The 24148-nt window shown below is 36.2% G+C and carries 18 protein-coding genes, 5 tRNA genes and 2 pseudogenes; 4 read left to right on the top strand and 21 right to left on the bottom strand.

From position 1 onward, the window contains the following. The first annotated feature begins 40 nt into the window (after positions 1–40). Positions 41–688: a ribulose-phosphate 3-epimerase gene (gene rpe, locus DMB91_RS00955; RefSeq protein WP_034902924.1), complete on the top strand. Its 648-nt coding sequence runs from the start codon at positions 41–43 to the stop codon at positions 686–688. Further along, entirely contained in the window at positions 685–1458 is a 774-nt protein-coding gene (locus DMB91_RS00960) for a 3'-5' exonuclease (RefSeq protein ID WP_034902921.1), read from the top strand. The genes rpe and DMB91_RS00960 overlap by 4 nt, the downstream gene beginning before the upstream one ends. On the opposite strand, the gene DMB91_RS00965 is transcribed toward DMB91_RS00960, so the two are convergent. Then, on the bottom strand, positions 1448–2680 hold the full coding sequence (locus DMB91_RS00965; protein WP_034902918.1) for a glutamate-5-semialdehyde dehydrogenase: 1233 nt from the start codon (positions 2678–2680) through the stop codon (positions 1448–1450). The genes DMB91_RS00960 and DMB91_RS00965 overlap by 11 nt on opposite strands. Before the next feature lie 69 nt (positions 2681–2749). Here DMB91_RS00965 and DMB91_RS00970 point away from each other — a divergent pair, with 69 nt between their 5' ends. Continuing rightward, a complete protein-coding gene (locus DMB91_RS00970) occupies positions 2750–3688 on the top strand; it encodes an NAD(P)-binding domain-containing protein (RefSeq protein WP_034902915.1) in 939 nt (312 codons plus the stop codon). 92 nt (positions 3689–3780) lie between these two features. Here the strand turns inward: DMB91_RS00970 and DMB91_RS00975 are convergent, their stop codons facing one another. From DMB91_RS00975 to DMB91_RS01055, 18 genes and pseudogenes are all read right to left on the bottom strand, one after another. Then, complete coding sequence (locus DMB91_RS00975) at positions 3781–4074, bottom strand: type ISP restriction/modification enzyme (protein ID WP_034902912.1); 294 nt, start codon at positions 4072–4074, stop codon at positions 3781–3783. A 153-nt stretch (positions 4075–4227) separates the two neighbouring features. After that, complete coding sequence (locus DMB91_RS09255; protein WP_158657038.1) at positions 4228–4389, bottom strand: type ISP restriction/modification enzyme; 162 nt, start codon at positions 4387–4389, stop codon at positions 4228–4230. A gap of 7 nt (positions 4390–4396) precedes the next feature. Further along, positions 4397–7540: pseudogene (locus DMB91_RS00980) on the bottom strand (type ISP restriction/modification enzyme); the annotation flags it as partial. A 253-nt stretch (positions 7541–7793) separates the two neighbouring features. Next, a complete protein-coding gene (gene rpoC, locus DMB91_RS00985; RefSeq protein WP_034902710.1) occupies positions 7794–12344 on the bottom strand; it encodes a DNA-directed RNA polymerase subunit beta' in 4551 nt (1516 codons plus the stop codon). Next, complete coding sequence (gene rpoB, locus DMB91_RS00990) at positions 12337–16473, bottom strand: DNA-directed RNA polymerase subunit beta (protein WP_034902713.1); 4137 nt, start codon at positions 16471–16473, stop codon at positions 12337–12339. Before rpoB ends, rpoC begins: the two co-directional genes overlap by 8 nt. A gap of 124 nt (positions 16474–16597) precedes the next feature. Further along, on the bottom strand, positions 16598–16978 hold the full coding sequence (gene rplL, locus DMB91_RS00995) for a 50S ribosomal protein L7/L12 (RefSeq protein ID WP_034902715.1): 381 nt from the start codon (positions 16976–16978) through the stop codon (positions 16598–16600). 15 nt (positions 16979–16993) lie between these two features. Further along, complete coding sequence (rplJ, locus tag DMB91_RS01000) at positions 16994–17473, bottom strand: 50S ribosomal protein L10 (protein WP_034902717.1); 480 nt, start codon at positions 17471–17473, stop codon at positions 16994–16996. Positions 17474–17628: 155 nt separating this feature from the next. Continuing rightward, a complete protein-coding gene (gene rplA / locus DMB91_RS01005; RefSeq protein ID WP_034902720.1) occupies positions 17629–18330 on the bottom strand; it encodes a 50S ribosomal protein L1 in 702 nt (233 codons plus the stop codon). A gap of 55 nt (positions 18331–18385) precedes the next feature. After that, positions 18386–18811, bottom strand: coding sequence for a 50S ribosomal protein L11 (gene rplK, locus DMB91_RS01010; protein WP_034902723.1), 426 nt, complete (start codon positions 18809–18811; stop codon positions 18386–18388). 11 nt (positions 18812–18822) lie between these two features. Then, a complete protein-coding gene (nusG, locus tag DMB91_RS01015) occupies positions 18823–19362 on the bottom strand; it encodes a transcription termination/antitermination protein NusG (RefSeq protein ID WP_034902727.1) in 540 nt (179 codons plus the stop codon). 11 nt (positions 19363–19373) lie between these two features. Continuing rightward, on the bottom strand, positions 19374–19556 hold the full coding sequence (gene secE / locus DMB91_RS01020) for a preprotein translocase subunit SecE (protein ID WP_034902730.1): 183 nt from the start codon (positions 19554–19556) through the stop codon (positions 19374–19376). A gap of 19 nt (positions 19557–19575) precedes the next feature. Continuing rightward, positions 19576–19651, bottom strand: a tRNA-Trp gene (locus DMB91_RS01025). Next, positions 19652–19810, bottom strand: coding sequence for a 50S ribosomal protein L33 (rpmG, locus tag DMB91_RS01030; protein ID WP_034902732.1), 159 nt, complete (start codon positions 19808–19810; stop codon positions 19652–19654). Positions 19811–19866: 56 nt separating this feature from the next. Next, the gene (tuf, locus tag DMB91_RS01035; RefSeq protein ID WP_034902735.1) at positions 19867–21066 is read right to left on the bottom strand and encodes an elongation factor Tu; all 1200 of its coding nucleotides are present in this window, start codon (positions 21064–21066) and stop codon (positions 19867–19869) included. A 72-nt stretch (positions 21067–21138) separates the two neighbouring features. Beyond that, a tRNA-Thr gene (locus DMB91_RS01040) sits at positions 21139–21213 on the bottom strand. Positions 21214–21302: 89 nt separating this feature from the next. After that, positions 21303–21379: transfer RNA gene (locus DMB91_RS01045), tRNA-Gly, on the bottom strand. 7 nt (positions 21380–21386) lie between these two features. Beyond that, a tRNA-Tyr gene (locus DMB91_RS01050) sits at positions 21387–21472 on the bottom strand. Between the two features lie 46 nt (positions 21473–21518). Beyond that, positions 21519–21594, bottom strand: a tRNA-Thr gene (locus DMB91_RS01055). A gap of 92 nt (positions 21595–21686) precedes the next feature. On the opposite strand from DMB91_RS01055, the gene DMB91_RS01060 reads away from it, so the two are divergent. Then, complete coding sequence (locus DMB91_RS01060; RefSeq protein WP_034902738.1) at positions 21687–22427, top strand: YaaA family protein; 741 nt, start codon at positions 21687–21689, stop codon at positions 22425–22427. Here the strand turns inward: DMB91_RS01060 and DMB91_RS01065 are convergent. Both DMB91_RS01065 and DMB91_RS01070 read right to left on the bottom strand, forming a co-directional pair. Continuing rightward, positions 22417–23028, bottom strand: a complete 612-nt coding sequence (locus tag DMB91_RS01065) for a LysE family transporter (protein WP_034902742.1) — start codon at positions 23026–23028, stop codon at positions 22417–22419. The two genes, DMB91_RS01060 and DMB91_RS01065, sit on opposite strands and share 11 nt — an antisense overlap. Further along, positions 23021–23723, bottom strand: a pseudogene (locus DMB91_RS01070) (SIR2 family NAD-dependent protein deacylase). The gene DMB91_RS01065 and the pseudogene DMB91_RS01070 overlap by 8 nt, the downstream one beginning before the upstream one ends. Positions 23724–24148 lie beyond the last annotated feature (425 nt).

Genomic DNA, 24148 nt, shown 5'->3' on the forward strand with positions numbered 1-24148 from the left:
TTAAAAGATAAAATTCACTTTTTTGAAAGGAAAATTAGAAATGTATGTAGCACCAAGTCTTTTATCGGCTGATTTTTTGCACCTTAAAGAAGAGATAGAAAAAGTATGTGAAGCTGGGGCTGATCTTTTGCATATTGATGTTATGGACGGACATTTTGTGCCAAACCTTACTTTTGGTCCTTGTGTGCTTAAAAGTATCAAAGAAGCAAGCTCTGTGCCGCTTGACATTCATTTAATGGTTGATAACATAGACTTTTTTGTAGATTTGTTTTTGCCTTTTAAACCTAAATTTTTAAGTTTTCATATAGAAAATCATGCCCACCCTATAAAACTTTGTCAATACTTAAGATCAAAAGGTGTTGGAGCTGGCATAGTTTTAAACCCGCACACAAACATCTCCACACTTGAACATTTGCTTGAATTTGTGGATTTGGTGCTTTTAATGAGCGTTAATCCGGGCTTTGGCGGACAAGAATTTTTGCCCTTAGTTTATGATAAAATCAAACATCTAAGAGAGCTTGTTGATCAAAAAAATGTTAAACTTTTTATCGAAGTTGATGGAGGGGTAAATGGGCTTAATGCAAGCGAACTTGAACTTGCCGGAGCTGATATACTCGTGGCTGGAAACTATATCTTTTCTTCGCAAGATTATAAAAACGCTATTTCATCTTTAAAGCTTGAATTTTGAGCCAACAACAAATCGACGAGTTTGTCGCCAAACTCGCTAAACAAAACAAACCCTACACGCTCGCACTTCAAGAATTAAACAAGATCGAAGAGCTTAATTTTATCGATTTTGATTTATATATGCTTGAGCTTTTAGGCTTAAGTGTAAATTTAAATGCTCAAAATGAGCTTGTTTTAAAAAGCAAAAGCACCGCCTTAAAAGATCAAATTTTTTGCGTTGTAGATATAGAAAGCAATGGAAGTTTTAAACGAGGCGGACAGATCATAGAAATCGGAGCTGTTAAGATCCGAAACTACAAAGAAATAGCCCATTTTAACACGCTTATCAAAGCTTCAAATGTGCCTTTAAATATACAAGAGCTGACTGGAATTTCAAGTTCTATGTTACAAAATGCACCTTCTTTAGCTTCAGTGTTAAATGAATTTAGACTATTTTTAACAGATAGCATTTTTGTAGCTCATAATGTGCGTTTTGATTATAGTTTTATCTCAAGTTCTTTGCAAAAATGTGGTTTTGGTGTGCTATTAAATCAACGCCTTTGCACCATTGATCTTGCACGAAGACTTATTCAAAGTGAGCGTTATGGGCTTGATAGTTTAAAAGAAATTTTACATATCACAAGCGTGCATCACAGAGCCCTAAGCGACGCTAAAGCTGCAGCTGAAATCCTAAAACACTGCCTTAAAAAACTCCCATTTTATATTAAAACTACTCAAGAATTGCTTGATTTTAACAAAAATACCAAAACGCTTAAAGCCGCTAAAGCCTGATTTGTCCCTCTCCGTTGATAAGGTATTTGTAAGTGCAAAGCTCATTTATACCCACAGGACCCCTAGCATGAAGTTTATTTGTTGAAATTCCAAGTTCCGCACCAAAACCAAACTCGCCTCCATCACTAAAACGCGTCGAAGCATTAACATACACGCACGCTGAATTAATATATCTTTGAAAAAAAGCGATATTTTGAGCATTATTTGAAAGTATGGCTTCAGAATGAGCTGAAGAAAAAGTATTAATATGCTCGCAAGCTTCTTGAACACTATCAACCAACTTTACACTGAGTTCAAAATCAAGCCACTCACTCGCAAAAGCCTTTTCATCAGCGATTTGAATTTCAAGCTTTGAATGCTTGAAAAACTCAAGAGCATTTTCGTGTGCGTGAATTTTTACCTTAAATCGCTCAAGCTCTGGCACAAGCAAACTAAAAAGCTCTTTGGCTATATTTTTATGCACTAGCAAGCTTTCTAAAGCATTGCAAACACTTACTCTTTGACATTTTGCATTAATGATGATCTCGCAGGCTTTTTTTAAATTTGCACCCTCATCGACAAAAATATGGCACAAGCCTTTATCGTGTTTGATGAGCGGAATTTTCGTATTTGCAGCAATTTGTGCAATCATAGCCGAACTTCCACGAGGCACGATCACATCGATAATATCATCAAATTCAAGCAAGCTTTGAAATTCAGCTCTATCAACAAGCATTAAAAAACACTCGTGCAAATCAAAGCCTTTAAGCACTTCATTAATGATATTAAAAAATGCTTCATTGCTGTATTTTGCTTCACTTCCACCCTTTAAAACTCCAGCATTAGAACTTTTCAAAAGTAAAGCCAAAATTTCTGCACTAATCGCTGGACGCGCCTCATAAACCACCCCCACAACACCCAAAGGAATGCTTACTTTTTCTATCTTTAAACCGACATAATTCACCCAACCCTCAAGCACTCTACCAACAGGATCAGGCAAAAAAGCAATCGTTTCTAAACCCTTGCAAAGTGCTTCAAGTCTTTTTTCATCAAGCCTTAAGCGATCTTTAAGAGCTGCATTTTTATTAAAATTTGCTAAATCTTTTTCGTTTGCTTTTAAAATCAAATACATTTTTTCACGCAAAGCTTGAGCAAGGGCGAGTATGATTTTTTCTTTTTGGCTTGGATTAAGTTCAAGTAATTTTTGTGTATTTTTCTTAAGTTTTTCAAGGCTTTGACGCATTTTTAATCCTTTGTTTATAAAAAATTTGATACATTATACAAAAATTTTATTAAGAGAGGTATTTTGAGTATGAAAAAAGTTGATCTTATCGTTATCGGTGCTGGTCCAGCTGGCATTGGAGCAACCGTAGAAGCAAAACTTAAAGGCAAGGAAGTTGTTTTACTTGAAAAAGCTGATGCTATATGCCAAACCTTTGTGAAATTTTATAAAGACGGCAAAAGAGTTGATAAAGAGTATAAAGGGCATGATAGTATAAACCGCGGGCATATCCCTTTTGAAGACGGCACTAAAGAAAGTTCGCTTGCAACTTTTAATCAAGCCCTAAAAGCAAACAACATAGAACTTGAGCTTAACAGCGAAGTTGAAAGTGTGAAAAAAAATGGCGAAAATTTTATCATCACCACACCAAAACAAAGCTATGAATGCAAAAATATCATCGTTGCTATAGGCAGAATGGGAAAGCCAAACAAACCAGACTATAAAATCCCTGCCACTTTAAATAAAATTGTCAATTTCAACGCAAACAGCGTGCAAGAGGGCGAAAAAGTCATTATCATAGGCGGTGGAAATTCAGCTGCTGAATACGCTGTTGATCTTGCAAGCAAGCACAAAGTTACACTTTGCTATAGAAGAGATAAATTCACAAGGCTTAATGATATCAATCTAAATAATGTTGAAACAGCCGCAAAAGAAGCTAAAATCACACTTAAACTCGGTGTTGATATTAACGAAGTTCAAGATGAAAATGGTAAGGTAAAAATGCTCTTTAATGACGGCAGTAGCGAAGTATATGATAGAGCCATTTATGCGATCGGTGGTTCTACGCCAGTGGATTTTTTACAAAAATGTGGCATAGAAGTTGATGACAAAGGTGTACCCGTATTTGACGCACATAAACAAAGTAATGTTAAAGGCATATTTGTAGCTGGTGATATCGCTACAAAAAACGGTGCAAGCATAGTCGTTGGGCTAAATGATGGCGTTATTATTAATGATTATCTAGCATAAAACTTCAATTTCAAGCTTTCAAAGCTTGAAATTCTTTCTTTTTAAGTAAATTTTTAACTTATGCTTGCAAAATCCTCATATTTTACTAAAAGTTAAGATAATTCTATTTTTGCAATCTCTTCTTCTATCTTTAAGCTCTTACTTAAAGTTTGAATGATTTTTGTAAAATATTCAAAATCTATCTCCTCACCCTTGTGGCTTTTGAGGTATTTATCCAAAACCTGATAACCACCGATTTTATATTCCCACACTTCCTTAGCAACTCCGCAAAAATACAAAGAATCATTTACAAAAAGCTTTTGAGTTTCTAAGTTATAAGTCATTTTTTCTATTTTTAGATTCTTGTTGTTTATATCTTTAAATAACGCCTCGCCAATTTCATTCATTACTCACTCCTTTTATATAAAGCGGGAATATGCTACCTCCTCCCCTGTTGTCGCCCAATAGTCCTAGTTCGGCTATGTTTTGTGTTACAAATACCGACTTCCAACCGCCATAAATAATTGTCCTCCTTGAAACCACTAGCCCGATATTGTGCATTATTTTGCCTTTTGGTAGAGATAGAGGGGGAAGAGATAATTGCCTTCTTTGGTTTTGTTGGAAATGTAACACATCTCCATTATCGTGTGTGCTATGAAGCTGTGCGTAAAGTCTCGACTCGATATTTGTCTTGGACAAACTAACCCAATATTGCAATTCATTCTCAATATTTTCTGCTCTCTCTCTCTCTCTCTCTATTTGCGAATCTTGCATTAAATGTGTAACGATTAATTCTTGTCCCAATGCACTTAGAGTTAAAAATTTCTCTTTGGATTCTACAAATAAAATCTTTGGGAAGTCGATTTTGAGAAAATCAATATATTTTTCGCGATAGTCTTTATGAAAAAGCACCGCATAGATATAGCCTAGAATCGCTTCAGGGCTAAAACGCTCATTGTATTTAGAATCAATAAACTCTCTAAATTCAGGGGTGAAGTTTTCTACCCATTGCGTTTTAGATTTTGCATTGTCATTTTGAGACGAAGAATCTAGCTTTTTCGTCTTAGAATCTTTTTTATTCTCTTTTGCTTTGGTGTTTTTGAGGTAAAGGGGCGAGATATAATCCCCTCCTTGCATTCCCGAGCAAGACCAACTCCTAAAATCAATTATGCTATCAGTTGTAAAGCTATGTCCGCTTTGTGTATTTGGAAAACCTCTTTTATAGATGAGTCCTAAATTATCGCCTTGCAAAAAGTGTTGCATTGTTTCAAATCTAGGTCTCCCCAAAAATCCCGATGATTTACCTGTATAATAAGTCCAACGGTAATCAAAAGGGCGATAAGCAATTTTTATGTAATTTTTATCACTATTATTCGATTTTTTTAAATCCTCTTTAGCTCTTACTATTTGCCAACTTGATCTTGAATCATCACCAATGTTAAATTCCTTTCTTGCACTTTCAATGTCAAGTTTTAAGAATGTCAGTATTCTTTGTTTTAATTCTTGTAGAGACTTTTCACTATCAGAACTTGAAATACAAAAGGAATCGTTTCCACTTGCAATCCCCACACTTGACACCCTAAAAATATCCTTCACACTCCAGCCCTTATCATATTCTGCCCTCAAACTTTCATTTTGTGGGATAAAGAGATAAAAGGGATTTTTAGGCTTTAGCTTAGTCCAAGCAATAGAATCAAGGCTATTTGCATAGAGGAAGCTATATTTATCCTTTCTTTTGCCATAGAGATCATAATGATAAATTTGGGCGTGGTTTTGAGATTCTTCGTTATTTTTTAAGGATTTTTTAGCGGACTTAGCATCACAAATTCTAGTATCTTGCGTAAGAGACGAATTGATATTTTTTATAAAGATATTGATTGAAACGCCTTGCATTATATCAAACACATTCTCATCCTTGCTGCCATCTGGTGAAATTTCCTTTTTTCTTGTATTACCATGCAAGTCTAGTATATAAATTTCATCAAAAGTCTTTAAAAGGGAGTAACGCATACCCCTAAAGGTAGGATTGTCTAAAAAAGCATTATTAGAAATAAAGGCAAAGATTCCGCTTTCTTGTTCTTTGATCTTTGATTCTGCAAAGCAAATAAACTTCACATAATCATCAAGTAGCCATTTTACGGTTTTCTCATTTTTTAGCTTTTTGCGCTCTAGGATTTGCTTAAAGGTCTTTTTGTATTCTGTATTATTAGGCTCTTGTAGATAAAGATTAATGTATCTTTGCTCCTCTTTGCTTAGCTCTGCCTCGCTTGGCTCTAGCCCATAGCTTATGCGAACATTATCCTCAAAAAGTCCTTTATTTGCACTTGCTCCGCTATAAGGCGGATTACCTGTGATGATTAAAATCTTATTTTCTTTAATCTCTTGAGCTCCTTTAAATTCCTCTGCTAACTCTATCATTCCTGCAAAAAGATTGATTTGCTGATTAAGCTCGTCTTTTTTTGTGCGAAAATAAAGTGTATTTGTTAAGCGGATATTTAAAAATTCATCATCTTTTAAGGGTGCATTAAATTCTTCTTTAAAGCTTTGAGAGAGTTTAAGATGAGCTATTGTATAAGGGGCAATGAGGTATTCAAGCCCAGAAAATTGATGAAGTAGTTTTTTAGGCTCATACTTTGGGCTATTTTTAGGTATGGATTCTAAGGCTTTGCGAAAGGCTTCTAGCAAAAAAGTGCCTGTGCCTGTGGCAAAGTCTAAAAGTGTGATATGAGGATTTTCTAAACTTGCACCTAAACCTTTGGGGAGCTTAAGTTCATTTTTGAGTGTGTAGTCTATGGCGTTGATGATAAAGCTTACCACACTTGCTGGGGTATAATACACGCCTCGAATCTCACGCATTTTTGGATCATACTGACTTAAAAAAGTCTCATAGAAATGCAAATAAGGGTCTTTGTGAGTATAATCTAACGCTTCATTGTCGTTTTTGCTTGTTTTATTAAGCTCATTAATAATGCTTGAAATATCAATGTGATTAATGATACAAAGGATTTCTTCTAAGAGCCATTTAATGGATTCTAAATCATCTAAATTATCTAAAAAGCCACTCATTGCACGGATGAGTGAGAAGGATTTTGGGATAAATTTCTTAGCATTAAACAGATCAATTTCTTGGTTTTTTGTATTATTAAGCCTTGCAAGAAAAAGACTATAAGTAAGTGTTTGAGCAAAGCTATCAGCAAATTCACTAAAGTCTAGCTCTTTATAAAGCTGTTCTTTAAAGCTATCATAAAGACTTGAAATATGGGAGTTTTCTTGGGTTTGAATTAAAAAGTCTTTGAGTATCTGTGTGCGTCTAGCTAGGGTAGAAGCAAATTCTAAGGCGGTGTTAATGGGCTTTGGATTGTGGCTAAAAAAGAGGCTAAAGAGTTCGCTTAATTCTTGAAGTTTGGATTCTAAGAGGGATTTGTTTTTTAATGTAGTTTTGATTTGGGAGAGTTCGCAGATTCTACATTCTTGTATAATTATTGATGCCCCCCCCCCAATGTTTATTTTTTCGCTCTTTCGCACGAGGCAAAATCGTAAATAATCTGTTAGTAAGATGTTTTCACTCAATTGAAGATATTTTGCAATTTGAGAACTTTGAGCGATTGAGTCTAAATCCGCACCAACGCGTTTGTTTTCGATATAGCCGATGATTAGCCCTTGATTTTGGATCAAAAAATCAGGCGCACCTCGCCCCTCTTTGTCGTTGTTTGGCTCGTGCTTGATACGAATATGTGCTAAGTCCTTATTACCAAGTGCTAGGCTTTCTTGCAAGGATTTTAAGAGATTTTCTAATGCTGTGCGGTGGGTGTGCTCTTTGTCGGTTGTGGTAATGTTTTGTATCTGTGTGAGGTAAATACTTAAAAAATTCATAGTTATCGCTTATGTAATGGAATGTATGGATTGTGATTTTAGCAATTTGCTACTTGTGAATTGCTGAATTTGATAGTTTTCTTGTAATGAAATTGTTGGTTCAGCAAGTTGAAAGTTTTTAGACGCTTTTACACTTACATTTGCCACTATAAATCCATACATTTATGCTATAAAAACTTGATTTTTCTTTAAATCAAATAAAATTAAAAACCAAAAGTTTGCTAATACTTACTTTTGGTTTAAGGTTAGAAGTTTATTCTTCTTCTTTGAGGCGAATTTTTTCTTCTTGATATAGCCCTGTGCCTACTGGGATCATTCTTCCTAAGATAACATTTTCTTTTAAGTCTTCTAAGAAGTCGAATTTACCAGCTATACTTGCTTCTGTAAGCACCTTCGTTGTTTCTTGGAAGGATGCTGCTGAAATAACACTATCAGAACCAATAGCCGCTCGAGTTACCCCGAGCAATACCGGTTCAGCGATAGCTGGTTCGCCACCCATAGCCATTATGCGTTCGTTTTCCTCTCTAAATTTACGACGCGAAACAAAATCACCGATGATAAACTTAGTATTACCGCTATCAACAACCTTAACTTGCCTAAGCATTTGAGAAACGATCACCTCGATATGCTTATCAGAGATCACAACGCCTTGTCCGCGATAAACTTGTTGAATTTCACTAATAAGATAGTGATGTAAAGCTTTTTCACCTAAAATCTTAAGCACATCATGACTTGAGATCACACCATCAGTAAGCTTTTCGCCAGCATGGATAAACTCGCCATTTCGCACTTGAATATGCTTTGAATTACTGATAAGATATTCGCTTGTGCTTCCATCCTCTGCCTCAATGATGATTCTTTCTTTTGATCGCAAAGGCTTATCAAAACGAACTATGCCATCTATTTCAGCGATTACTGCTGCGTTTTTAGGCTTTCTTGCTTCAAAAAGCTCACTCACTCGAGGCAAACCTCCGGTAATATCTTTTGATTTAGCTGCTGCTTTTGGAGTTTTAGCCAAAATATCAGCCAAAGCAACTTTATCTTTAGCGCTAACCAAGATAACGCTTTTTGGCTCGAGCGGATAACGGATACTTTTACTTCCTTTTGTGATGATAAGGGTTGGGCGAACATCACTTGGAAGATATTCGTTAATCACTAAAGAACTTTTACCGGTGGCTTCATCGATTTGCTCATCTGCACTATAGCCAAGCTCTATATCTTCAAAGCTTATCGTGCCGTCAAGTTCAGCGATGAGGGTATTGTTATAAGGATCCCATTCAGCAATGATCGTTTTTTCTTGTTTTGAAGCGGTAGCGATGAAGGTGTTGATATCATCAATTACTGCACTATCATCAAATTCAATCACGCTTTCTCTTGGTATATAATGACGTTTTGCTTCTCTATCGTTTTCATCAGCTATCACCACAAAAAAGCCTTTTTCTTTGACTATGTAGCCTTTTTTGATATTTTTTACCCTATCAAGTCCATCGCCTTTCAGTAAATAGTATTTAAGCGTGCCTTTGGCTCCAGCTTTGACATTTTGCACCACAGGATCGTCATCATGAACAAGAATTTCACTTGCATAAGGGATACGATTTGGCACATTCCAGCCCTCTTTAATCACTTCAACTATACTTTCATCTTGAGCAACTCCAGCTCCGTTTTGATACGGCAGATAAAGCTTTCCACCTATATTACCACTTACACCGGCAAGCTCGTTTGGCTTGGCTAAGTCGTATTTTCTAAGTATGTATTTAGCTTCTTGTTTTTTATCTTTTACACTGATAACTACATCCTCATGTATAGTTTCTATGTGAATAACGCCTTTAAATGGAGCTTTAATCTTAGGCTCAACAAGCAAAATTCCAGCATTTCTACGATTTGCAACTACACTTTTGCCTTCTTTGTTGGTGTAGGTGTTGATATTATAAAATCTTATAAAACCTTCTTTTTGAGCTACAACTTGTCTATCTTGTAAGTCCGTGCTTGCTGTTCCACCGCTGTGAAAGGTTCTTAAAGTAAGCTGTGTCCCTGGCTCACCTATACTTTGAGCCGAGATTATGCCTACTGCTTCGCCCGGCTTAACAAGCTTTCCTTCGCCAAGGTTGATACCATAGCATTTTGAACAAATTCCTTTTTTTGCTTTGCAGGTGATAGGGGTGCGTATATTGACACTTTTAATCCCTCTTTCACTAAGAATTTTAACCTTTTCTTCATCCATTAAAGCACCTTCAGCAAATAAAGTCTCATTTGTGATAGGATCGATAATATCTTCTGCTAAAACGCGTCCTAAAATTCGCTCTTCTAGGCTTTCAACTAAGCTACCATCAGCGGTGATTTCATTGATCTCAACGCCCTCATGTGTGCCACAATCTTCCATAGTGATCTTCACATTTTGAGCCACATCGATGAGCTTTCTTGTCAAATAACCAGCGTTTGCTGTTTTAAGCGCAGTATCTGCTAGCCCTTTTCTTGCTCCGTGTGTTGAGATGAAGTATTCTAAAACATTTAGCCCTTCACGGAAATTTGAAATGATAGGCGTTTCAATGATAGAGCCATCTGGCTTAGCCATAAGCCCACGCATAGCAGCAAGTTGAGAAATTTGTGCTGCACTACCTCTTGCCCCGCTATCTGCCATCATATAAATAGAATTAAAGCCATCTTTATCCTTTTGCACGAGCTTCATCATCTCTTTTGAAAGAGTGTTGTTTGTGCTTTTCCAAATATCAATGATTTTATTATATCTTTCCCCAGCTGTAATAAGCCCTTGGTTAAATGAGTTTTGTATAGTTCGCACTTGTTTTTTAGCATTATCAATTTCTTTTTGTTTATCTTCAGGCACGATAATATCGGCGATTGATATAGAAATCCCAGCCTTAGTTGCATACTCAAAACCAAGATTTTTAAGTCTATCCAAAAAGCTTGCTGTAAAGCCTAAGCCTCCTTTTTTATAAACAAAATCAACAAGAGCTGCTATATCTTTTTTCTTTAAAATTTTATTCCACATATATTCAGGCACAAAATCCGGTAAAATAGACTTAATGATAAGCCTACCAGCTGTAGTTGTAATCTTGCGTCCTTGATCAATGGTTTGAATACTTGCGTGTATATCAAGGCAATTTGATTCTAAAGCCATCATTACTTCATCAATACCGGTGCAAATTTTATGTGCTCCTTTGGCATCGTTTTTCTCCAAAGAAAGATAATAAATGCCTAAAACCATATCTTGACTTGGCACGGTAACTGATTTGCCACTTGCTGGAAGTAAAATATTCATTGATGAAAGCATTAAAACTTTGCATTCTGCGATAGCATCTTGAGATAAAGGCACATGAACAGCCATTTGATCGCCGTCAAAGTCAGCATTAAAGGCTGAACACACTAAAGGGTGTAGTTGTATAGCCTTGCCCTCAACCAAAACAGGGTGAAAAGCTTGTATAGAAAGTTTGTGAAGGGTCGGGGCGCGGTTAAGTAAAACAGGGTGTCCTTGCACCACTTCTTCAAGGCATTCCCACACTTCATTGGTTTTGTTTTCTATCATTTTTTTAGCTTGTTTTACCGTTGTAGCATAACCTTTTTCTTCAAGTTTTGCCAACAAATGAGGCTTGAAAAGCTCTAAAGCCATTTTCTTAGGTAAGCCACATTGATCCATTCTTAGTTTTGGACCAACAACGATAACGCTTCTGCCTGAAAAATCCACACGTTTTCCAAGCAAGTTTTGGCGGAAACGTCCTTGCTTACCTTTGATAATCTCGCTAAGTGATTTTAAAGGGCGTTTGTTTGCTCCTTTTACAGCATTAGTTCTTCTGCCATTATCAAAAAGGGCATCAACAGCTTCTTGAAGCATTCTTTTTTCATTTCTAATGATGATTTCAGGTGCATCAAGCTCAAGCAAACGTTTTAAACGCGTATTGCGGTTGATCACGCGGCGATATAAATCATTCACATCAGAAACAGCAAATTTTCCACCATCTAAAGCCACCAAAGGGCGTAAATCAGGCGGTAAAACCGGTAAATTTGTAATCATCATCCATTCAGGGCGATTTGGCACAGCTTCTTCATCGCTAGTATTGGCATTAAGATTTGAATTTAAGAAGTTTTCAACTACTTTTAAACGTTTAACTATACTTTTTTTCTTTGCTTCGCTATTTGTAGTTGCCATTTCTTCTTTAAGTGTATTTAAAAGCTCGACAAGGTCTAAATTAGCAAGCAAATCTCGTATCACCTCACCACCCATTCTTGCTTTAAAACCGCTGCTTTCGTAACGTTGCATAAGCTTTTGGTATTGTTCTTCATTTAAAACATCGCAAAACTCAACTTTTTTATTGCTTTCATTATCATAAAAGGCATCGCCTGCATTTTCTACTATATAAGCTTCATAATAAAGCACGCGTTCTAAGTCTTTCATCTTTACACCTAAAAGCGTGCCTATACGACTTGGTAAGGAATTTACATACCAAATATGTGCTACAGGAGTAACAAGCTCAATATGTCCCATTCTTGAACGTCTTACTTTTGAGCTAGCTACTTCAACCCCGCATTTTTCGCATTTTACACCTTTAAAACGCATTTTTTTATACTTGCCACAAAGGCATTCATAATCCCTTATAGGTCCAAAAATCTTAGCACAAAAAAGTCCATCTCTTTCGGGCTTTAAGGTGCGGTAATTAATGGTTTCAGGCTTTTTAACCTCGCCATAGCTCCAAGATTTGATCTTTTCTGGGCTTGCAAGACGAAGTTGAAAGGCTTCAAAATCCCTTGGGCGGTTTTCTTCTTTAATCTCAATTATCTTAAATTTACTCATCTTCATCGTCCTTATCAAAAATTTCAACATCTAAGGCTAAGGATTTTAGCTCATTTGTTAAAACAAAAAAGGTTTCTGGAATTCCCGTTGCTGGGACATTTTCGCCTTTTGTAAGAGCTTTGTATGCACTAAATCTACCCTCAACATCATCTGACTTGATAGTAAGCATTTCTCTTAAAGTATGAGCAGCCCCATACGCTTCTAAAGCCCAAACTTCCATTTCTCCAAATCTTTGCCCACCAAAAAGAGCCTTACCACCCACAGGTTGTTGAGTAACTAAGCTATAAGGTCCAGTGCTTCTAGCATGCACCTTTTCATCAACAAGGTGGTGGAGTTTTAGCATATACATACAACCTACATGCACTCTCTCAGCGATCTTTTCGCCAGTGCGTCCATCATAAAGCTCACTTTTGCCATCCATTGCAACCTTAGCAAGCTCAAAAAGCTTTGCAAACTCGTCCATAGTCGTGCCCTCAAACACAGGAGCAGCAAATTTTACGCCCTTAGCCCAATCTCTTGCATAAGCGATCAAACTCTCATCATCAAGCTTTTCTAGGAATTTTCTTTCCTTAGCAAGTCTAGGGATAGAACAAATTTCAAGCATTTTTGTTCTTAGCTGCTTCACAAAATTTTTCTGTTTTTTATCAAAAATTTCTTGGATTTGATGTCCTAAAGAAAGCCCAACTATGCCTAAATGACTTTCTAGAATTTGTCCTATATTCATACGACTTGGAACGCCGAGTGGATTTAAGGCTATATCAACGCTTTTACCATTTGGCAGATAAGGCATATCAACTTCTGGGACTATGTTTGAGACTATGCCTTTATTACCGTGTCGTCCAGCCATTTTATCCCCAACTTTGAGCTTTCTTTTTGTCGCTATGTAAATTTTAACAAGTTTAACAACTCCACTTGGTAAAATATCATCTTTTTCTAAAATTTCAAGCTTTTCATCATGCTCGGCTTTAAGCTTTTTCTTTTCATTTTGGAAGTGGTTTTTTAAATCTTCATACTGCTTTTGTATGGTTTTAGAATACGCTTTAACAAGTGAATTAAGCACAAAGCGATTGATCTTTTTCAGCTCTTTAATGTCGATTTTATCGCCTTTTTTGTAGTTTTTATCCCCTACTTTTTGATCACTTGAAAGTGGAGTTTTAGCAAGCAAGGCACACACTCTTAAAATTTCTTCTCTATCCATCATTAAAAGTCTATCATGGTGTTCTTTTTCAAGATTGATCTTTTCTTCATCATAAGCTTGAATTGTCCTTGCATCCTTATCATAACCTTTTTTAGTGAAAATTTTTACATCTACAACCACACCTTCTAAAGAAGCAGTGGCGTATAAAGATTTATTGACTACATGTCCAGCCTTTTCGCCAAAAATAGCCCTTAAAAGCCTTTCTTCTGGGGTTGGTTTAACTTCACCCTTTGGAGATACCTTACCTACTAATATCATACCCGGTTTTATGTGCGTTCCTATGCGTGCTATACCGCTTTCATCAAGGTGAGCCACATCATCTTCTTTGACATTTGGTATATCTTTTGTGATCTCTTCAATACCATCTTTTAGTTCTCTTGCTTCAATCTCTTTTTCATAAATATGCACGCTTGTGAAAGTATCTTCTCGTATCATTCTTTCGCTCACGACGATCGCATCTTCGTAATTATAGCCATTCCATGGCATAAAGGCTATAAGAGCGTTTTTGCCAATAGCCAGCTCGCCTTCATCCATACTTGCCCCATCAGCGATGATTTGTCCAACTTCAATCACATCGCCCTTTTTAACTATAGGGTGTTGATTGTAAGTGGTGTTTTGATTAGTGCGGAGATTTTTTTCCATAGAATAATGGTCGATAAACGGACCCTTTTCATCTTCACCTAAAATAAATATGCTTTTATTATCTACCTTTTCAACTACGCCAGCTCTTTTAGCCTTTACTGCCATCCATGCATCACGAGCGATAGTGCGTTCCATACCAGTGCCAACGATAGGAGCAGTGCAAGTTAAAAGTGGCACAGCTTGTCTTTGCATATTTGATCCCATTAAGGCTCTGTTTGCGTCATCATGTTCTAAGAAAGGGATTAAAGAAGCTGTAACACCGACTATCATACCAGAACAAAGGTCAATGAGTTCGATCTCGTCTTTTTTAGCGAGGATATTTTCACCATCTTTTCGTGCCTCTACAAAATCCTCGACTATATTGCCTTTTGCGTCAAGTTTGGTTGAGGCTGCGGCTATAGCAATACCCTCTTCTTGAATAGCGGTAAGATATACGATCTCATCGCTTACCTTGCCATTAATGACTTTTTTATAAGGAGCTTCAACAAAGCCAAGATCATTAACTTTTGCATAAGTAGCTAAAGTATTGATAAGTCCTATATTTTGTCCTTCTGGAGTTTCAACTGGACAAATGCGTCCATAATGTGTAGGATGCACATCACGCACTTCAAAACCAGCTCTTTCTTTCACAAGTCCGCCTTCACCAAGTGCTGATAAACGGCGTTTGTGTGTTACTTCGCTAAGTGGGTTAGTTTGATCCATAAATTGGGAAAGCTGTCCGCCAGTAAAAAATTCAATGATAGTCGTAGTAATCATCTTTGGATTAATCAAATCATATGGCATAATCTTATCTAAATCCGTGCTCAAAGAAGTGAATTTATCACGGATTGCTTTTTGCATTTTAGCTAAGCCCAAATGAAGCTCATTTGCCAAAAGTTCGCCTATAGAGCGGATACGGCGGTTTCCTAAGTGGTCTCTATCATCTATATGCCCTTTGCCATTTTTAACCTTGATCAAGTATTTTGCGGTTTTAACTATATCTTCGTTGGTGAGTATGGTTACATATTCACTAACCTTAAGCCCGAGTTTGTGATTCATCTTCATACGTCCTACTTTGGTAAGATCATATCGCTCTGGATTGAAAAACAAATCATTCACATACGCTTTTGCAGCATCTTTTACCACTGGTTCGCCCGGACGCATAACCTTATAAATTCGAATAGCCGCAAGATCGTTTTCATCGTCTAAGCCTTCACTTTGCTTGAGTGCTTTTAGGGTTTCATTATCTTGGATAAAAGAATTTATAATCGCCGCATCAACTTCAACCGCAAGATCGTTTGCTATATCAAAACTTTTAAAATTTTCTTTAATCTTAGCAAGTTTGCTTTCATCAAGCTGTACTAAAGAATCATACAGCATTTCGCCACTTTTTGCGTCAAGCAAAGGCTTGGCAAGGTATCTGTTTGTAAGAATTTCAACCGGATATTCAATGAATTTTAAACCTTCTTTAATAAGTTGTTCGCCTTTTTTCTTAGTAAGCCTTTTTCCAGCTTGAAGTATAAGTTTTCCTTTTTCATCTTTGATATCGTATTCTACACGTTCTAAGAAATCATTTGGGTTAAACTCGACAAGGAATTTATCTTTTTTGATGTGAATAGTTTGCACCGGATAAAAAAGTTTGATAATATCTTGTTTTTTATAGCCAAGTGCCCTAAATAACATAGTAATAGGCACTTTTCGACGCTTATTAATCCTTACATACAATACATCTTTAGCGTCATATTCAAAATACAGCCAAGAACCACGATCTGGTATAATTTGAGCCGTATACACAAGCTTGTTTGCTATAGTCGCACTTTCTTCTTCTTTAAAAATCACGCCCGGACTTCTGTGAAGTTGATTAACCACAACTCTTTCAACGCCGTTGATGATAAAAGAAGTTCTATCTGTCATTAAAGGAATTTCTCTTATAAAAATTTCTTGTTCTTTTATATCTTTAATACCGACTTTTTCTCCACTTTTTTCATCTTTTTCATGCAGAGTAAGGCGGATTTTCATTTTTAAATTGACAGCATAAGTAAGTCCTCTTTCCATGCACTCTCGAATGGTATATTTTGGTTTGCCAATTTCACTGCTAACATATTCTAAGCTTAAGCGATTTTGTGGATCATGGATAGGAAAGACGGATTTAAAAACTTTTTCTATACCACTTTCGGTATTTTGCTTGTTTAAATTTAAAAAGTCATCAAAACTTTTTTGTTGTAATTGTAAAAGATTTGGTATTTCTATATCTTGGGAATTATTGGAAAAATCGATCCTAAGACGATTTTTAGATTGGCTTCTTGGCATAATAAACCTCGTTTTATTTTTTAAAGAACTTTAAAATAAAGAGCAAAACTCTTTAAACGCACAAAAGTCAAAAGGCTTGTATAAACCTTTTGACTTGAATTAAAATAAAAAACTTTGATAAAACTTACTTAAGTTCTACCTTAGCACCTGCTTCTTCGAGTTGTTTTTTAGCTGCTTCAGCATCAGCTTTAGCCACACCTTCTTTAAGCACTGAAGGAGTTTGTTCAACCGCATCTTTTGCTTCTTTTAAGCCTAAGCCAGTAATCGCACGAACAACCTTAATCACTTCGATTTTCTTTGCACCGCTTTCAACTAAAACGATGTTAAACTCTGTTTTTTCTTCAGCAGCAGCACCGCCAGTAGCACCGCCACCACCAGCACCAGCTACAACAACCGGAGCTGCTGAAACACCGAATTTTTCTTCAAATTCTTTTACAAGCTCTGAAAGCTCAAGAACACTTAAATTTGAAATATATTCTAAAACATCTTCTTTAGAAATTGCCATTTTTATCTCCTTATTTTATTCTGATTCTTTTTTGGTTTTTAAAGCATTAAGCCCTATAACAAAATTTTGTAATGGGGCATTCCATACTTGCAAAAGCATAGCAAGCAATTCGTTGCGTGAAGGCATTTTTGCTAAAGCTTTTACCTTAGCCACATCAGCCACACTTCCCTCAATGAACGCCATTTTGATTTTAAACTGCTCATGATCATCTTCAAATTTAGATGCTACCTTAGAAACACTAAGTTGATCTTCACCCCAAAGATAGATATTGGTATCTTTAAGCTCAAGTCCGCTTTTGCCAGCATTTTCTAGGGCTAAATGAGCAAGTGTATTTTTAATGATTTGAACTCTGACATTACTTTCTCTTGCGTTTTGTCTTAAAACTTCGAGTTTTTTTGTGCTTAAGCCCCTATAATCACATACTACTATAGCTTCACTTTTTTTGAAATCTTCTTGCAAAGAAGCAACGATCTCGATCTTTTCGCTCTTGGTCATACTTCTCCTTTCCGACCGGTGATTTCAAGCAGAGCGTTTAAAAACTAAACAATTAAGCTTAAAAGCCTCGGCTATCTCCAATCTAAAATAAAAATCTTAAAATTTAAGCTTAAATTCTAAAATTTTTATTTTAAGCCTAAGCCTCAAAAAGAGGCTTATTTCATATCCAAAAGCTCTTGAGTTTCAAGACTTACAGATGGGCTCATTGTCAAAGAAAGGGCAGCTGTTTTGATATATCTTCCTTTAGCTGCAGCTGGTTTGTGTTTATTTATAGCTTTGATGAAAGTGCTAATATTATCATTTAATTGCTCTTTTGAAAAGCTTACTTTGCCAAGTCCTGCATGGATATTACCTTGCTTATCAACGCGGAAATTCACTTGTCCGCTTTTAGCATTATTTACCGCTTGAGCTACTTCCATAGTGACGGTTCCTGTTTTAGGATTTGGCATAAGTCCTTTTGGTCCAAGAATTCTTCCTACTTTGCCCACAAGTCCCATTAAATTCGGAGTGGCGATTAATACATCAAAATTGATATTGCCTTTTTGAATTTCTTCAACTAATTCATCGCTTCCAACTATATCAGCACCGGCATTTTTAGCCTCATCAGCTTTTGCATCTTTTGCAATAACTGCAACTCGAACTTTTTTACCTGTGCCAGCTGGCAAAACAACTGAACCTCGCACCATTTGATCAGCGTGTCTTGGATCAACGTTGAGTTTTAAGGCTATCTCAACAGTTTCATCAAATTTAGCTGAAGCTAAGGTTTTAACCGTGTCAATAGCTTCTGCTAAGGCATATTCTTTAGAAGAATCAACTTTGTTTGCAAGTTCTTTTAATCTTTTACTTATTTTAGACATTTATTTTCTCCGCATTTTTAAAGTGCTTCCACATTTTTAAGCCAAGTGGTAAGGCTTAATCGACAATCTCAACACCCATAGATCTGGCTGATCCAGCTATAATTTTAGCGGCTTGATCCTTATCTTTGGTGTTTAAATCAGCAAGTTTTTTCTCAACGATTTCTAAAACTTGTTTTTGAGTAAGTTTGCCAACTTTATTTTTAAGCGGATTATCCGCACCTTTGCTTATACCGGCTACTTTTTTGATCAAATCAGTAGCAGGAGGTTGTTTTGTGATGAAAGTAAAACTTTTATCTGCATAAACAGTGATGACAACAGGGATATTAAAGCCTGCCATATCTTTTGTTCTTTCATTAAAAGCTTTACAAAATTCCATGATATTCACACCTTGCTGTCCAAGAGCTGGACCAACTGGCGGAGATGGATTTGCCTTAGTGGCTGCAATTTGTAATTTTATCTCACCAACAACTTTCTTTGCCATATAAAAACTCCTTATATAATTTTTTCAACTTGAGAATAGAGAATTTCAACCGGTGTTGAACGCCCAAAAATCGAAACATTGAGTTTAAGCAAACCTCGAACCATATCGTATTCTTCAACCATACCAGTAAAGTTTGCAAAAGGACCTTCGATGATTCGCACATTTTCGCCCTCATCAAAAGAAATTTTAGGTTTTGGTGCAGCTTTATTTTGCACCTTTTCTAAGATGAGCTTGATATCTTTTTCGCTCAAAGGTGTAGGCTTTTTCGCCTCGCCTATGAAACGCCCTACTTTTGGTAAGGATTGAATTTTATGCCAAAGCTCGGTATTAAGATCAAGCAGAGCAAAAACATAGCCTGAATACAAACTTCTTTCGCTGATCTTTTCTTTGCCATTTTTAAACTCAATCACATCTTCAGTTGGCACAACAATTTCTTTTAATCTTTCGCCTATTCCGTTATCGCGGATTAAATTTTCTATGGCTCTTTTTACCGCCATTTCACTTCCCGCATAGGTTTGTATCGCATACCATTTATATTTTTCTTCGCTCATCATTTTCCTTTTTAAGAAACAAACAAAGAAACTATGGAAGACATAATCCAATCTACCAAAGCTAAAAACAATGAAATTACCGCTACTACAACAAAAACCGTAATATAAGCATTTCTTACTTGTTCTTTAAGTGGAAAAATGACTTTTGATAACTCGGCTTTTGAGAGTTTAAAATAACTTATTAAATTTTTCATAATCTACAACCTTCGAAAATGGCAGGGCAAGAGGGATTCGAACCCCCAACCATCGGATTTGGAATCCGGTGCTCTACCGTTGGAGCTATTGCCCTTTAACTTTTTAATTTAACTTCTTTGTGAATAGTGTGTTTTCTTAATCTTGGGCAATATTTTTTAAGTTCTAGCTTTTCAGTTGTATTTTTGCTATTTTTATAAGTGCTGTAATTAATATCGCCTGTTTCTTCGCATTTTAAGCCAACTTTTATTCTCATACTTTAATCCTTAAATGAAACTCAAGCCCCAAAAAAATGGAGCCTGATTTGAAATTTTATTTGATGATTTTAGAAACTACGCCTGAACCAACAGTATGTCCGCCTTCACGGATCGCAAAACGAGTTCCTTCTTCAAGAGCAACTGGAGCGATAAGGCTAACTGTAATACGCACATTTTCACCCGGCATAACCATTTCAGTGCCTTCAGCAAGCTTAATAGAACCTGTAACATCAGTTGTTCTTACATAAAATTGTGGGCGGTAATTGTTAAAGAATGGAGTATGGCGACCACCTTCATCTTTGTTTAAGATATACACTTCAGCTTCAAACTCAGTGTGTGGAGTGATTGATTTTGGTTTAGCAAGAACCATACCACGAAGAACATCTTCTTTTTTAGTTCCTCTTAAAAGCACACCAACATTATCACCTGCTTCGCCTTGATCCATTTCTTTTCTAAACATTTCAACGCCTGTAACAGTTGTGGTTTGAGTATCGCGAATTCCTACGATTTCTATAGTATCGCCTACTTTTACCACGCCCTTTTCAATCCTGCCTGTAACGACAGTTCCACGACCTGAAATAGAAAAAACATCTTCGATAGGCATTAAGAAGTCTTTATCAGTATCGCGAGTTGGAGTTGGGATATACTCATCAACAGCGTCCATTAAAGCAATAACTTTTTGTGACCATTCTCCATCTTGTCCAGCCTTAGCTTCCTCAAGTGCCTTTAAAGCAGAACCTGAGATGATAGGAGTATCATCACCCGGGAAATCATAAGAACTTAAAAGCTCACGAATTTCCATTTCAACAAGCTCTAAAAGTTCAGCATCATCAACCATATCAGCCTTATTCATAAATACAACAATATAAGGCACGCCGACTTGACGAGAAAGCAAGATATGTTCTCTAGTTTGAGGCATAGGACCATCAGCCGCTGAAACAACAAGGATGGCTCCGTCCATTTGAGCCGCACCTGTAATCATATTTTTAACATAATCAGCGTGTCCCGGGCAATCCACATGTGCATAGTGACGTTTTTCTGTTTCATACTCAATGTGAGAAGTAGCAATAGTGATACCTCTTTCTTTTTCTTCTGGAGCATTATCGATATTGTCATAATCTTTAAGCTCAGCCAAACCCTTTCTTGATAAAACAGCAGAAATAGCTGCTGTCAAGGTTGTTTTACCATGATCGACGTGACCGATGGTTCCTATATTGACATGTGGCTTGTTACGAGAAAATTTTTCCTTAGCCATAAGAAATCCTTTCGTTTTGTGATAATTAAAATGCAAAAACAAGTCTATAAGATATAACTTTTTAGAAAACAATGGAGCTCATAGCGGGAATTGAACCCGCGACCTCTCCCTTACCAAGGGAGTGCTCTACCTCTGAGCCATACGAGCGCTCAGAAAAATTATATACTACAGACAACAAAATAAATTTAAGAAAGACTGCGAGAAAAAATACAGCTCCCAGTTTATCCTAAATTTAGTGGAGCGGGAAACGGGGCTCGAACCCGCGACCCTCAGCTTGGAAGGCTGATGCTCTAGCCAACTGAGCTACTCCCGCAAAGCAATGGTGGTGAGTCGTGGATTCGAACCACGGAAGGCGAAAGCCAGCAGATTTACAGTCTGCCCTCGTTGGCCACTTGAGTAACTCACCTTAAAATTTGCCTCTCATTTCTGGTCAAACACTGCTAAAAAAACAATGGAGCTGGTTAAGGGACTTGAACCCCCGACCTGCTGCTTACAAGGCAGCTGCTCTACCAACTGAGCTAAACCAGCAAAAAATAAACTGAAATTATAGACTAAATTTTCTTTTTTGTCAAGACTAATTTAGGCTATAATAATCTAAAAAATATTTTAAGGTTAAATAAATGAAAATACTTTTTTCTCCAAGCGAAAGCAAGAGCGAGCTAGCCTATCTTGCACCTATAAACAAAAATTCTTTTATCTTTGCAGAACTTTTTGATAAAAGACTTGAAGCCATCAAACTTTATAACGATTTTGTTCAATACGCATCAATAAATGAACTTCAGAATTTTTTCGAACTTAAAAGCGAAAAAGAAGTGCAAAATTTACAAAATGATCTTTTAGAGTTAAAAACCTGTGAGGCGATCAAGCGTTATAAAGGTGTGGCGTATGATTATCTTAATTTTGAAAGTTTAGATGAAAAAGCTCAAAATTATGTGTATGAAAATACGCTCATTTTCTCAAATCTTTTTGGCGTCGTTCGAGCAAATGATCACTTGCCACTTTATAAGCTCAAACAAGGGGCTAAAATCAAAGAATTTGACACAACAAAATTTTATAAAACGCATTTAAGTAAAGCCTTAGATGAGTTTTTGCAAAATGAAGAAATCATCGATCTTAGAGCTGGTTTTTATGAGAAATTCTATACTTTAAAGCAAGATTATACAAGCTATAAATTCTTAAAAAATAACAAAGTCATCAGCCATTTTGCAAAAGCGTATCGTGGGATTTTGCTTCGTACGCTTGCTTGTTTTAAGTGCAAGAGTAGTCAAGATTTGCTTGCTTGCTTACCTCATGAACTTAGTGTTAAAGAGATTAAAAAACAAGGCTTAAAGCAAGAAATCGTGCTTGAGATCAAAGACTAACAAAGACTTTGTAAAGCAAGCTTAAAGCAAAATACTCAATGATAAAGGCTGAAATGACATTAATATAAAAAATAACTTTATGGCTAAAAAACTTTGAAAATTTAGCAACCAAAAAGCCTAAGCTACACACCCAAAGCAAAATTGCCACAAATAAGCCCAAAAGCATAAACTCATGGTAATCATTGTGCGAAAAAAGCAAAGATACGCTAAGCCAAAAGGCAATGACGAAAGGGTTTAAAAGATTTAAACTAAAACCCTTGATAAAGCTTTTAAATACATTTTCTTGTATAGTTTTTACGTCTTTTTCGTTCAAATTCAAATCTTTTGTTTTTGCTCTTAACATCATCAAAGCCATATAAGTTAAAAAAACAAAGCCTCCAATTGCTAGAATTTGCTTAAAAATTCCATTGTCTAAAAAAGTAAGCAATCCAAAAAGAAGTAAAACAAGATACAAAATATCCGCACTCATCGCCCCAAAACCTACAGCTAGAGAGTTTTTTAAAGACTTTAAGGCATACGTTAAGATCAAGATATTTAAAGGACCAAAAGGCACAGCCACACCAAATCCAAGTAATGCTCCTTGTGCAAAAGCTTCAAACATAATTTCCTCCAAAATAATTTCGTATATCAAGAGCGATTTGATCAATTGCCGTGCTTGCTTTTTGAGTATAAACCTTATCAAAACACGAATCTAAAGCAGGATCAGCGTCAAGGTTATTAAGTATGCTATATTCACACATCCTCGCAAAATGTCCAACAGGCAACACATAACCGCTTGTGCCTATACATACAAAAAGCCAACTCTGGCTTAAAGCCTCATACAAAGTCTGATACTGCGGGGCTGGCTCTTCAAACATAACAATATTATGGCGTAAAAAAGGTTGTTTGCATTGGGGACAAGTTGTGCTTTCTTGCTTTTTATAAGCTATGTTAAAATGCGTCCCGCAACTCGCACAATAAAGCTCTGGTAAAAAAACCATGCAAATGAATCACACCCTTACACCCTGCCCTTTCAAGCAAATCATCAACATTTTGCGTAATCACAAAAATTTGATCTTTAAATTCAGTCTTAAGCTTTGCGATCATCTCATGGGCATGATTTGGCTTCACTTTTTCAAGTTGAGCTCTTCTTTCGTCATAAAATTCACGCACTTTTTTAGGATTTTTGCGAAAGCCACTTGCTGAACAAACCTCCATTACATCATATTCTTCCCAAAGTCCATTGCTTTCTCTAAAAGTTTTTAGCCCACTTTCAGCACTAAGCCCAGCCCCACTTAAAATCAGCACTTTTTTCATCGCCTTGCCTTTGTGTTTTTATTTAATAATCTCATCTCTGCCGTTAAAATCTTAAGATTAAGATTTATCTTTGCATTAAAAAGATATTAAAGTTAGAATTAGCAGGGATGATATGAAAGTTCTTTGCATTAATTTCAGAATCCTTTTTTTAAAGCTTTTTAAGACTTTCAACTATAACTAAAAGAAATTCTAACAGCCCTCACTGCCTTACTACACCCAAATCAAGCACATTACGATTTAAAGTTTTAAGATCGTATGTTAAAAGACATTCAAAAAATCTTATATATAGATTCATCAAGAAATTGAGTCCATAATCTCCACTTTTATAACTTTAGTATAAACTTGTAAAGAATTACCCATCATTTCCGTGTTTGCAAAAAAATAAAAAAGACCAAAATCTGCATTATATCTAAATTTAGGCTTAC

Origin of the sequence: Campylobacter sp. MIT 97-5078 (assembly GCF_006864455.1) — a bacterium.
Lineage (GTDB): Bacteria > Campylobacterota > Campylobacteria > Campylobacterales > Campylobacteraceae > Campylobacter_D.